General features: G+C 47.2%; 9 protein-coding genes and 3 tRNA genes. 4 read left to right on the forward strand and 8 right to left on the reverse strand.

Going from position 1 to position 12,815, the window contains the following annotated elements; translation table 11 throughout:
- The first annotated feature begins 4 nt into the window (after positions 1–4).
- Positions 5–892: a LysR family transcriptional regulator gene (locus tag LMG33818_RS06485; RefSeq protein ID WP_442322537.1), complete on the forward strand. Its 888-nt coding sequence runs from the start codon at positions 5–7 to the stop codon at positions 890–892.
- A 603-nt stretch (positions 893–1,495) separates the two neighbouring features.
- Complete coding sequence (locus LMG33818_RS06490; RefSeq protein WP_442322538.1) at positions 1,496–3,226, forward strand: ATP-binding cassette domain-containing protein; 1,731 nt, start codon at positions 1,496–1,498, stop codon at positions 3,224–3,226.
- A 75-nt stretch (positions 3,227–3,301) separates the two neighbouring features.
- On the opposite strand, the gene gnd is transcribed toward LMG33818_RS06490, so the two are convergent.
- The 5 genes from gnd to LMG33818_RS06515 all read right to left on the reverse strand — a co-directional run bounded on the left by gnd (position 3,302) and on the right by LMG33818_RS06515 (position 9,371).
- The gene (gene gnd, locus LMG33818_RS06495) at positions 3,302–4,720 is read right to left on the reverse strand and encodes an NADP-dependent phosphogluconate dehydrogenase (protein WP_442322539.1); all 1,419 of its coding nucleotides are present in this window, start codon (positions 4,718–4,720) and stop codon (positions 3,302–3,304) included.
- 662 nt (positions 4,721–5,382) lie between these two features.
- Entirely contained in the window at positions 5,383–6,765 is a 1,383-nt protein-coding gene (locus LMG33818_RS06500) for an MFS transporter (RefSeq protein WP_442322540.1), read from the reverse strand.
- Positions 6,766–6,977: 212 nt separating this feature from the next.
- Positions 6,978–7,211 carry a hypothetical protein gene (locus tag LMG33818_RS06505; protein ID WP_442322541.1) on the reverse strand — a complete coding sequence of 78 codons (234 nt, stop codon included), beginning with the start codon at positions 7,209–7,211 and terminating at the stop codon, positions 6,978–6,980.
- Positions 7,212–7,500: 289 nt separating this feature from the next.
- Positions 7,501–8,286 carry a sugar phosphate isomerase/epimerase family protein gene (locus LMG33818_RS06510; RefSeq protein ID WP_442322542.1) on the reverse strand — a complete coding sequence of 262 codons (786 nt, stop codon included), beginning with the start codon at positions 8,284–8,286 and terminating at the stop codon, positions 7,501–7,503.
- A gap of 26 nt (positions 8,287–8,312) precedes the next feature.
- The gene (locus LMG33818_RS06515; RefSeq protein WP_442322543.1) at positions 8,313–9,371 is read right to left on the reverse strand and encodes a substrate-binding domain-containing protein; all 1,059 of its coding nucleotides are present in this window, start codon (positions 9,369–9,371) and stop codon (positions 8,313–8,315) included.
- 541 nt (positions 9,372–9,912) lie between these two features.
- Between LMG33818_RS06515 and LMG33818_RS06520 the strand changes: the two genes are divergently transcribed.
- Together LMG33818_RS06520 and LMG33818_RS06525 are read left to right on the forward strand one after the other, a co-directional pair.
- Positions 9,913–10,842: a DNA/RNA non-specific endonuclease gene (locus LMG33818_RS06520; protein ID WP_442322544.1), complete on the forward strand. Its 930-nt coding sequence runs from the start codon at positions 9,913–9,915 to the stop codon at positions 10,840–10,842.
- 144 nt (positions 10,843–10,986) lie between these two features.
- Entirely contained in the window at positions 10,987–11,925 is a 939-nt protein-coding gene (locus tag LMG33818_RS06525) for an EamA family transporter (RefSeq protein ID WP_442322545.1), read from the forward strand.
- A gap of 364 nt (positions 11,926–12,289) precedes the next feature.
- Here the strand turns inward: LMG33818_RS06525 and LMG33818_RS06530 are convergent.
- The 3 genes from LMG33818_RS06530 to LMG33818_RS06540 all read right to left on the reverse strand — a co-directional run bounded on the left by LMG33818_RS06530 (position 12,290) and on the right by LMG33818_RS06540 (position 12,773).
- Positions 12,290–12,376, reverse strand: a tRNA-Leu gene (locus LMG33818_RS06530).
- A gap of 73 nt (positions 12,377–12,449) precedes the next feature.
- Positions 12,450–12,536, reverse strand: a tRNA-Leu gene (locus LMG33818_RS06535).
- Positions 12,537–12,686: 150 nt separating this feature from the next.
- Positions 12,687–12,773 (reverse strand) — tRNA-Leu (locus LMG33818_RS06540).
- Positions 12,774–12,815 lie beyond the last annotated feature (42 nt).

The raw sequence follows: 12,815 nt of genomic DNA on the forward strand, positions 1-12,815 counted from the left end.
CCGTATGAATCAATTGGATGAAATGCGCGCATTTGCCGCTGTCGTTGATACCTTGAGTATTACTGAAGCGGCAATCCGACTTGGGCAATCCAAGCAGGTGATCAGTAAACGCCTGCAAAATTTGGAGGCCAGGCTAGGGGTACGATTATTGAATCGTACAACCCGGCGTATCCATCCAACGGCGCTTGGGCTGGAGTATGCAGAGCAGGTCAATGACATCCTGGCACGAATTGATGACGCCGAGCGTCAGGTTGGCCTGCAGCGCGATACGGTGAGGGGGAATTTGCGGGTAACGGCTCCCATGAGCTTCACCCTGATCCGTCTGCGCGAAGTGGTGGCTGAATTTGTGAAAGCGCATCCGGAGGTATCGCTCACGCTTGAATTGAATGACAAGTGTGTCGATCTTCTGGATGTGGGGTTCGACATGGCCATCAGGGTAGGGGATTTGGCCGATTCATCGTTGGTTGCCCGGCGATTGTGTCAATTTTCGACGGTTACCTGTGCCAGTCCGGAGTATCTGCAAAAAAATGCTGCTCCAGAGCGCCTCGAACAATTGCATGATCATCAGTGCCTTGCCTATGGACATCAGCCACAGGCGCTGTGGCACTTTTCTCAGGATCAGCACAAAATTCACTTGCCGATCAAGGGTAATTTTCATGCCAATAATGGTGAAATGCTGTGTGATATGGCAGTAGCTGGCTTGGGAATTACGCAACTTCCCAGTTTTATCGTCGAACAGGCGCTTAGTGAAGGCAAACTGGTGCCTGTACTGGAAGCGTTCAACCCTGGAAGTTCTGCGGTCAGTGCGGTGTATCCTCAACACAAGGAAGCCTCATGCCCAATGAGAGCTTTTATCGACTTTCTACTCGACAAGTTGGAAGATCATGAGTAAGTGTTAGAAGAACGGCTTACCAATAGGAGTGTGTTAGTCCACTATTGGGCTAAATAGTCAACGTACGGCCAGTCCTATGTTTTTATTTCCTTTCGCGCCTTTTTTGTCTATTATTTCCTACCGGTTTTTCTGAGAAACTATTCATTAAGCTAGTTTGCAGGTTGGCTAATGGGTATCAGGCACGATTTTATCGGCCTTTTGTGTGTAGCGTTAATCTGTGTTTGCCTACTTTCGGCAAAGCTGTTTGTGTTTTGCTTTATGTATTGTATCGGCGGTATTGACGACCTATTCATCGTATCAAAATGTATATTAAATACATTAACTTCAAGGCATTCCAGGTTTGTTTTGAAAACGAATAACGGCTCTTTACTATATTATAAAGAATGAGTACAACACCTGTTTTTTCAAGGGCGATACTGTAATCATACACTTTCATTCGTCTGAACATTGCGTCTGATAATCCTTGGTAAGGAAAGTATTATAAATATTTGAGCTAATAAAAAAAGGAGGTTTTTATAAAAAAATAGGTAACACTTGCCTGATAAATGCTTTTGATATTCGTCAATATGCGAATTAAATAATAAATGATAACAGGAGAGTAAAGTGTTTCTATCCCTACGGTATGTCATCAAGTCCGTCCCACACACCTTGTTATTCTTCTATATCCTCTTTCTGCTCTTTGGAGCCATTCTTCCCAGTATCAATATTTACCTGACTGGTTATCTGGTGAATGCACTACAACATAATCATCAGTTGAATACACCACTGATTGTCGCGGTGGCGCTTTGGTGTTTTTCGCTTTATGGATCGCAACTGCTGGCCCCGCTGACCAACCTGTTTCAAGGTGATATTTCAGATTTAAGTACGCGGTATTTTAACCAAAAAATTATTTCCTGTATCAATCAGACTAATTCCATTACGCTCTTTGAAGACAAGAAAAAATATGAGGAGCTAGTGCTCCTGCGTGAACAGTCAAATTATCGACCTCACAATTTTATTATAAATCTTACCTATGTCGTTCAGTCACTGGTAGTAACGGTGAGTGTACTGAGTGTCCTTATCCATTTTTCCGGTGTGGGACTAGCATTGTGTGTGCTTTCGGTATTGCCCACACTGATTATTAATTTCAAACAGCAGGGTAAACTGTGGAGACTGGTTTTTGTGAATGCCAGGGAATCAGTCACCATGCGTTATATTTATCAGATTTGTACACAAAGAGGGATTACGCAGGAAATAAAACTTTTTGGTTTGGGTGATTATTTACTCGAAAAATATACGGCAGCGGCTCAGCGTTTACATATCAATATGCATAAACAACGCTTATGGGCCCTTGCAGTGCCATTACCGGTCATGCTCTTTAGCTATTGCGTGCTATTTTATGGTGTGTACACCTTTCTGGGTGGATTGATGACTCATCAATTCAATACCAGCCGCATGGTAATGGCTTTTCAGTCCATCGCAGTACTCAAATCTGATCTTGATCAGCTTTCCGTTCACTCTTCGTTATTGTATTCCTGCAAAAGGTTTTTCCAAACGTTCCATTCCTTCATCGCTGACCATGAAGATCCAGTCAAGGGGGGGAGTCGCCAGCTTACAGACAAGGGGCCTTTGAGTGTTACATTTGATCGTCTGAGTTTTACTTACCCGGACCAGAATGAGCCTGCATTGAAGGACGTGTCATTTAGCATTCCGGCAGGCCAAAAGATCGCCATCCTGGGTGTAAACGGAAGCGGAAAGACGACGCTGATTAAACTCCTGTTACGTATGTATGCCTTTAGTCATGGCAATATTTTTATCGATAACACACCTATAGACACATTGGATGTGCACGCCTATCGTGAACGGATTTCCACGGTGGTACAGGATTTTGGCAAGTATGAATTTACGGTGAGCGAAAATATTCTGTTTGATGAAGAAGGGAATGTAACGCTCACTCCGCATGTCAATTCATTGCTATCTACCGTAGAGTTTCCCTATGCTGCAAACAAACAGCTGGGCAAACAGTTTGGCGGGGACGATCTTTCACAAGGGCAATGGCAAAAGTTGTCAGTCGCGAGAGCACTTCACCGGGAAGCAGGTCTTTTCATCTTTGATGAATTCTCAGCCGCCCTTGATCCGGTTATCGAATACAAGCTTTTCAATGAAATTCTTGCTCTTTCAGCCACTGTGATTGCGGTCACTCACCGTTTGGGAAAAATCAAGTCATTCGACAGGATTGTCGTTATGAATGAGGGGCGGATTGCCGAGGATGGGGATTTCGAAACACTGATGGCTCATCAGGGGTTATTTGCAGAAATGTGGCATGCACAGTTTGGCGAGTCCAGCGCCGCCTAGACGAAAAAGCCGTGGCAATTGCCACGGCTTCTGTTTTTAGTCTGACGGAACGTTTCTATCAAACAATCTTCGGTGTCAGGGCTTCAGCCATTCAGTGTGGAAAGTGCCTTCTTTATCGAGGCGCTTGTATGTATGCGCACCAAAGAAATCACGCTGCGCCTGAATCAGGTTGGCAGGCAATTTTTCGGAGCGATAGCTGTCATAGTAGGCGATCGCTGAAGAGAAGGTGGGCGTCGGAATACCCTGCTGAACAGCATAGGAGACAACATCACGCAGTGCAGCCTGATATTCGTCTGCAATCCCTTTGAAGTAAGGTGCCAACAGCAGATTGTCCAACTGCGGATCTTCCTGGTAGGCGTCGGTGATCTTCTGCAGGAAGCGAGCGCGGATGATGCAGCCAGCACGGAAGATTTTGGCAATTTCGCCGTAGTTCAGATCCCAGCCGTAGTCTTCTGAGGCAGATTTGTACTGTGCAAAACCCTGCGCATAGGAAACGATCTTGCTCAGGTAGAGGGCACGACGTACTTTTTCGATAAATTCCTTACGATCACCTTCGAACGGCTTGGGCGTCGGGCCACTTAGAACGTTGGAGGCTTTTACACGCTGTTCTTTCAGTGCAGAGATAAAACGTGCAAATACGGACTCAGTAATCAGGGGCAGCGGTACGCCGAAGTCCAGCGCACTTTTACTGGTCCATTTACCTGTTCCTTTTTGACCGGCGGAATCAAGGATCACGTCGACAACATAGTTATCGGTTTCATCATCCTTTTTAGTGAAAATTTTGGAGGTGATATCGATCAGATAGCTGTCGAGTTCACCTTTGTTCCAGTCAGCAAATACTTCTGCCAGTTCTTCATTGGAAAGACCGAGGCTGCTTTTCAGGATAGAGTAGGCCTCTGCAATCAGCTGCATATCGCCATACTCGATACCGTTGTGCACCATTTTTACATAGTGACCTGCACCATCCGGGCCGATATAAGTGACGCAAGGTTCGTTGTCTTCCGGCGCCTTGGCAGCGATTTTCTCAAGAATCGGTGCCACCAGTGCATAGGCTTCTTTCTGACCGCCAGGCATGATGGAGGGGCCTTTCAATGCACCTTCTTCACCCCCGGATACCCCAGTACCAATGAAGTTGAGTCCTGCATTAGACAGTTCCTTGTTACGGCGGATAGTATCAGTATAAAGCGTGTTGCCACCGTCAATCAGGATGTCGCCCTTATCAAGATGTGGTTTGAGAGACTCAATGGTTTTATCAGTTGCTTCACCGGCCTTGACCATTAAAAGGATACGACGTGGTTTTTCGAGTGAATCAACAAACTCTTCGATGGAATAGCTGGGCACCAATTTCTTGTCTGGATGTTCCGCCATGACTTCATCTGTTTTGTCACTGGAGCGATTGAAAATGGAGACTGTATAGCCACGGCTCTCAATGTTGAGCGCGAGGTTCTTCCCCATGACGGCCATACCGATGACACCGATTTCCTGTTTGGACATTCCTCTAGCTCCCTGATTTAAGTCCACGTATGAGTGTGTGCAATAAATGTTGCAGGCTGTGTGAAACACAGAATGCATGAATAAAGTGTGCGTCTCATTGAGTAATGAGCTTTCCTGAGATCAAAGAAATTTCTTTGTTTCGCTATAATTGTGACTCAAATACCTGACGCAGGTTCCTGGTATGATAATCCATTGTGGCGGTATTTTGTGTTATATGTGCGCTTTCATCAAGGTATCCTCTTGTTTTGGCGATGTTATTTGGAATAATTTGTCATTGGAAGTGAGTTTAAGGCACTTTTCCTGCTTTTAAACCATCATCATGTCTGTTTCGTTGTTTATATCTTTTTTGGATAACGACTCTTCAACGTATAACCTTCTGATCTATCTTTCCGGATATTCAATCCAGATCCGCGGTTCGATCCCAGTCAGGTTTTGTCATCCGTGGGGTAAGCAACAAGATTTGTGCCTAACAAGGAAAGCACCAAGTGAGTATGTTGTGAGGGATGAGCGGTAGGTTAGGGAGGGGGAAGGGAGAGGCATAAAGCAAATGATCATCACATGATGAACCCGCATTATCGAAATGTACTTGACTGAGAGGGATGAAGAGAGACACCCCATCATCTGGTGATAGGGTGTCTTTACAGGGATGAGCAGGTGTTCACTCAGTTTTCACCGTAAGCATCTTTTGCTGTCTCAAGATCACGGTTGAGTGTCTCTGGCATTTTCCATGTCGTGAAAACGGTGACGCCTGTGAGAAGCATCAAATAAAGGGCAATCGGGACCCATGCATAAATGGCCATATCGTGTGTATGCCCCAGTACGGCCGTTGTTCCGCTAATCAATAGGGCACCTACCAGAGGTGCAATACCTCCCGCTATCAATGAAGAGATTTCTCGTGAGATAGATACCCCCATATAACGATAGCGAGAACCAAATAATTCAGGCATCAGTGCGCCTTGAACACCGAACATTCCCCAGGTGCCAATGCCAAGCGCTATAGTGATGGCAATAATAGTGGTCACCAGATTGCCCTGACTCAATACCCACCAAACGGGTAAAGCGATGATGAGCTGAAAAGCGGCAAAGAAACGATAAACGGCACGCCGACCGTAAATATCACTCGCCTTGCCTGCAATAACCACTGTAAAGGCACCGACGATGCCTGCGATCACCAGGGTGAGAGCACCCAAGGGGCCTTTTTCGCCCACCACATCAACGACGTAACTGATCGCTAATGCCTGATAGATTGAAGAACCGCCATTTTCTCCCATTCGCAACCCGATACCCGTCAGAATGGAGCGGCGTGACTTGCGAATACACTCTTTGAGAGGACTTTTTATAGGCGCTTGCTTTGCCGATAATTTCGCAAAGGTAGGTGATTCTTTCATATGTAGCCGCAAGTACAGGGCAACACAGACCAAAACAGCACTGATCAGAAATGGAATCCGCCACATCAGGCTATCCGTGGTGTTATCGGTTCCATGGAGAAAAATAAAATAGATAATGGCTGCGGCGACCGTTCCCCCCTGAACACCGAGGAATGGGAGCGATGCAAAATAACCTCGCCGATGGCTGGGCGCACTCTCCGTCATCATGACGGCAGCACCTGCCTGTTCTGCGCCTGCGCCAAGTCCTTGGGTCATCCTTAAGATAATCAGGAGAACGGGAGCTAAAGGGCCTACATCCTGGTAGGTTGGTAACAAACCTATCAGTGTACTCGACAACCCCATGAGAAGGATCGTTACTATCAGGACAACCTTACGTCCCAGTTTGTCGCCCAACGCACCAAAGATGATCCCGCCAAAGGGACGAGCTGCAAAGCCGATGAAATAAGTGGCAAAGCTGAGAATCAACTCCAGCGTATGACTTCTATCAGGAAAAAAGAGCGGGCCTAAAATAAGGGCTGAAGCCAGACTATAGAGTGCGAAGTCATAGTACTCTATAGCACTTCCGAGAGAGAGCGCGAGCGCAGAGCGTTTTAGCTCGTGTGCACGGTTGGCTTCGGATGCCTGTCGTGTTCTACCTGGATTGAAAGCTGTTGCCATAATTTATTACCACCATGAACTTGTCTGGGAGATCGAGGGGTACTCGAGATCTGCACTGGATTTATCCCTGTTTGACTATTTTTATTAAATTGTCTTTCGGCATCGTTTGAATGTTTTTATCGATGTGAGCATCCGTGTTAACGACTAAGCGGTGAATTTTCACACCTAAAGAAAACATGCAATGGATGCTCGGCAGCAACGTGTTTTGCTACTCATTTTTTCGCTTCGAGAAAGCGGGTAAAACGGGGGACACAGGCGAGGAGTCGAATCGCAGCCATGTCGCGATGAACGTTCGATGAATATAGGCAGGTGATGAAGACGAGGCCCGATAGGGTGGAATGATAAGAGACGATTGCCATCAACCAGGTATGGGGCATGGCATTATGCTGGATGGGAAGCTTGCTATTGCTGACTCCGCTTACGTTGATGCCGATGTATGTCACCATGGGATCGATTCCTTTTCTACCTGTTTGAGTGAAAACCAGCTTCCAAAAAGAAGCTGGCGTCACGTGTACTCTGCGTTTCAGGTTCCAAGGTGTAGCGGAAAAAATATTATTATCAGGGAGTGGCCCTGAGTTTTATGGTTGCATTGAATGCTTGGCTCGCGTAAATGCCTTGAATTCTAGTGGTCGCCAATATGCATTCACGCAAGGCTTCACGTCGAAAGTGAACCTGTGGGTTGACGCGTATTAGCGTAACCATGAAAGCGTCTAAAATGTGCCTCACAACTGACGCTTATAAATGACTTAAACGCTCTACCCACTGTGATGTATTACTGACTAAAGACGATTCACTATTGTCAGGTGTGTCTGTATCCGCCAAGGGAAATTCAATGGCTCGTGGAACGTTGGCTGGGAAAGCACCCCAATAAGAAGACCACTGTGCCAACTCTGCTGCCGAAGGGGCTACTGCATGGAGATTCTGCCCATCCTTTTTGACTCCCTTGCAATGCACGTAGCATACTTTCTTGCCCAGCTTTCGAGCCGCTTCCGTAGGATTGACACCCACCCATTGCCAATTGCCGGTATCCACTACAAGGCCCGTATCTATGCCTGCAGATTGAAAAGCGGCATAGGCTTTGAGTAGTTCGTCGGGCAATCCCCCGTCAGGGGTTTGATCATTTTCGATCGCAATCGTCAGGGAAGAGCCTTCCAACCAATTTGCCAGTTTTGACAGCGTTTGTGCCTGAACTTCAGGGCTCTGGGGCAATTTCCCGATGGCAACCTTAAGTAGACTGGCACCCAATTGGAGAGCTGTTTCAATGGAAGTGTGGAGATTGTCGTTAAGACGATCACCCAACCACACCAGTTCCGTAGTTGAATAATGGCATGCCAATCCCTGTGTCTTGATCGTTTCGGCAAGCGCCTCCAAAGGTGTATCCAGTGGACCAAATAGTTCCTGGCGTATTTCGATACCCTTGGCGCCGGCGCGAGCAGACAATTCTACCGCTTTGGATTGACCATGTGCCTCGACGTAACGGGCGCCATAGGATGATGTGCAAACAAAAACCGGTGAGCTCATATGTAGGTAGTCCCTTGGATTGTGTGTCAGGCAATTGCATCAATATGTGAATGATGCGGCCTGCCGGCCACCAGTGTTGAATATCTGGCATGCAATGTGGCCGGATAAAAATGTTTTACTTTCCCAGCCCCTGGCGTATTTATCTGCTTGCATAGTAGCGACATGGCAGTCGTTCCGATCGCTTTTGTAGGTTGTGCCAACGTGGATATTCCTTTACCTACCAGAGGCGACCAGCGTTCTTCATCAATAGTTAGAATACCGATGCGCTCGTGCAGTTCGAGTGCTTGCAGTTGTTCCAGTGCCAGGAGTGCCATCGGGGTGTTGGCACAAAACAGTGCTGTTTTTTCATTGTGCTGGGCCAGTGAACGTATTGCATGTTCCAGTGTAGGAGTATCCGTGAGCTCTTGCTTTATTTCCAGTAGTTCGCCTTCGATAGGATGCAGGCGTGAACTCAGGTAGTGCCGAACCGCCCGTGCACGTTGTTCACGAGAGCTGATGCCATCTATAGCGGCAGTCAAATAAATAACCCGGGTAAAACCCTGCCCAATGAGGTGTTTAAATCCCAGTCCCACTGCCTGGTGGTTATCCAACCCAACAAAGTTGGCATCCAACCCGGGCAAAAGCCTGTCAATTACTACAATCGGCATACCCTCATTGGCAACCTTTTCCAGTGCGGTTGTCTGGCTGAGTGGATGAATGACAAGCCCTTCTATGTGATAGGAGGCCAGTGTTTCCAGATGCTGTTTTTCCAAAGCCGCCTCGCCATTGGAGCTGCATACGATGAGCGTTAGCCCCTTTTGCTGGCAACTTGTCTCGACCGCCTGAATGATCTGGGCAGTAAATGGGTTCGTAATGTCATTTACGATCATTCCAATAAGCTGGGTATGGCGTCCTCGTAAACTGCTGGCCAGCCGATCAGGTCGAAAATCAAGCGCATTAATGGAATTGGCTATGCGCTTCTGTAATGTATCCGACAACAACTTCCTGTCATCGCCGAAATAGCGCGACACACTTGTTTTGGAGACTTTGGCATGCTGAGCAACATCATGAATTGTGACGCGCTTTGATGGGAGTTTCCTTTGCATTGTGCCGGTTCTCGCTTCCTGTTTATCGAGCAGTTTCAACATTGAAACCAGTAAAAGTCATATGCACTGGATGAGCAGGCGGTACAGTGTTGACCTTCATGTCTGCTGACACGATTTCGCTATCAAAACTGCTTGCTCGGTGGTGCTCATTCATATTGGTGCATTTTCTGATTGGCACTTTTTCTAGTTGGCACTCTTTGCCTGACTCTAGTCCAGTGCCCATGATCTATGGAATTCGACCATAGGGGTAGAAATATTAAATTCAGCTTAAAAATGAATGTTCTGAGTGATCACGAATCGGATGGTTCGGAACATTCATCGCATGCGGCACTATAAAGGGATGTGTAACAAATAAATTGAATCAAAACTGAAGTAGTGGAGGGCGGGGATAAGAAAGGATTTTTTAATTGGGAATACTGTATGTATAATCACTTATATTGACTTATGTTGATGATTTTAATTGGATTGTTTTCGTCCCTATCATTTTCATCTCTATCAGGTTGAATTCCCTTTTCCTGCAGTTTTTTAATGTGATTTATAAATGTGGCGTACTCTGCTTTCATTCGGTAATCAATTGCCGCCTCCGTTATCCTGGTTAAGTCGACTCGCGTCCAAAAGTCCAGTAACAGCTCTGATCATCTGCATGTTGGCTGGCGGCGCATATTACGCCGAAAGTAATCAGCGGGAAGCCATGAGCTGGCAGGGTGTGCCTGCTGCTACCACGTTTTATCACCCGGGAACCTTCTTTAGGGTCTTGCGCAATCAGGATTTTCTGATTGGCTGGTCGGATTTGCGCATGACACCTCTATGGGTCGAATACAAATTGCACATTCGATCCAATTATAACCATTTGCCCCGGCTCGAAGGTTTTTCATCGGATTGGCGTTCCGGTTTACCATTAACTTCGTCAGCCTATGATGGCAGCGGTTATGATCGTGGTCATATGGCGCCCAATTATGCAATTGCCAGCGTATATGGGATGCAAGGGCAGCGTGATACGTTCAAGATGACCAACGTGGCCCCGCAACGACCAAATCTTAATCGTAAGCTATGGCAACGGCTTGAATCATCAGTGATGGATCACATGTTGCCGCGAATGGGGACTCTTTGGGTGATTACCGGTCCGATCTATGAAGGCTCTCCAAAATGGTTGCCTTCCTGTCAGCGAGCCATGTTTCATCTGACGAAACTTCCGGTATGTGTTTCCATTCCCACTGCGTTTTACAAGATCATTGTTGCCCCGGGCGGGAACGGAGTTTTGCCCAAAGTGCTGGCATTTATCATGCCTCAGGATGTGGTGGGAAATGAACCGCTGAATCGCTATCTGGTGACGGTCAAGGAAGTGGAACGGCAAACAGGTCTTGCTTTCTTCGGCCACATGAGTCCCGTCGAACAGGCTGACCTCAAGAACCAGATACGTACGGCCGGATGGGGGATTTCATCCTGGGCAACGTTACCCTCACGTTATTAACGGCGTGGGCTACACTTTGGTTTTGCGATATATAAACCAGCGTAAAAACAAATTGACGCAAGGAGCATGAGTCACATAGTGTCCATCTCAGGTAATCCCTGACTTTGCGTTCGATAAACTCATCACAAGTTCCGAGGTAATCGAGTGACCACGAAGTCTTCTCACTCTTTGTTGTTTCCTATCCTTTTACTATTGGTATCCATGACGTCGATCCAGTCAGGGGCGGCCCTGGCAAGAACTCTCTTTCCCGAATTTGGCGTATTGGGCGTGTCCGTTTTGAGACTGGTGCTTGCGGCTATTGTATTAATGATCGTCATGCGGCCATGGCGTCAGGGGTGGCCAAAAGGGAGTAAAGGGCGGGCATTAATCGTTTATGGTGTGTCGCTGGGTGGCATGAACATGTTGTTCTATCAAGCGCTGGCCCATATTCCATTGGGAATTGCTGTGGCGCTTGAGTTTACCGGCCCATTGGCAGTCGCGATTCTAGGGTCCCGCAGGCTTCTGGATGTGCTCTGGGTTGTGTTGATCATCCTTGGCTTGTGGCTATTGTTGCCCTTGAACAATTTCGGCAAGGAGTTCAGTGTGGCCGGTGTGCTATATGGTCTGGGGGCTGGTGCCTGTTGGGCCTTGTATATTATATGGGGAAGAAAAGCGGGTGCGCGTCATGGTAGCAGCGCCGTTCCTCTTGGAACCTTCGTAGCAGGCATCATGGGGCTCACCATTGGCATGACGCAACTGGGGACCCAGTTGTTCATCCCGCACCTGCTACCCTTGGCATTTGTTGTAGCGATTCTTTCAACAGCACTTCCCTATAGTCTTGAGATGATTGCGCTGCGGCGTTTACCCTCTCGCCTTTTTGGTACCTTGATGAGCCTTGAACCCGCTGTAGCAACGCTTTCAGGATTGCTTTTTCTGCATCAGCACCTTTCATGGATACAGTATCTGGCGATTTTATTGATCATGGTGGCTGCCGGAGGCGCTGCCAAGACGGCGCGTAGTTCTTCCAAGGATAGTTCCGAATCGTCTACACAAGATAAGTCCGACGAAGAATCGATTGAAGAGGTGTATCATCACCCGACCTAGGATGTACGTTAGCCTTGTAAAAATGAAGCCGATAATTGAAGGGCGCTGGGTAAGCATGGTGCGTGAGTCTATGCGATACCCTTTATTCAGCGCCCTTGACTGCTACTCGAAAGGAATGTGAGAAAAGGGCGGGCTCTAGCGAAATAAAAACAAAAGGATACTGCGGAAGTAGATGGTAGAAGAAAAAACAGAGAAGGTTAGAAAAGGTTGAAGAGAGATGAAAAACGTGAAGTGAAGGGTCGTTCGATAACAACAATAAAAAATCGAGCGGTAAAAAAGAAATCGAACTCCAGGTGATTATGACTCAAACGGGAGTACGCAAGAAGTGTATTGCTGTAAAGAAGAGATATGCGGTACACCATTATGGTGCCCAGGAAAGGACTTGAACCTTCACGGCCTTACGGCCACTAGCACCTGAAGCTAGCGCGTCTACCAATTCCGCCACCTGGGCATATAGCGATGTGTGAGCTGTGCTCGGACTTGCAAATCTTGAGCGCGGAACTTCAGCCCCTTGTTCAAGAGAGTGGTGCCCAGGAAAGGACTTGAACCTTCACGACCTTGCGGTCACTAGCACCTGAAGCTAGCGCGTCTACCAATTCCGCCACCTGGGCCCATATTTGAAACCAATCTTGATATGCCAATTCCGATGATCTACGCCGAGACGAATATTGAAGTTTATACGTCTACAACATGCTATTGATGTGCGTACTACCGGTATACGTGCTACTGATGTACGTGAGTCAATATAAGGCATATTTGATTGGTGCCCAGGAAAGGACTTGAACCTTCACGACCTTGCGGTCACTAGCACCTGAAGCTAGCGCGTCTACCAATTCCGCCACCTGGGCTCCACTTGGCGATGAGTAAACACATCACCTGTGAATGGCGGC

The organism is Cernens ardua, from assembly GCF_051251085.1.
Classification (GTDB): domain Bacteria; phylum Pseudomonadota; class Gammaproteobacteria; order Pseudomonadales; family Halomonadaceae; genus Cernens; species Cernens ardua.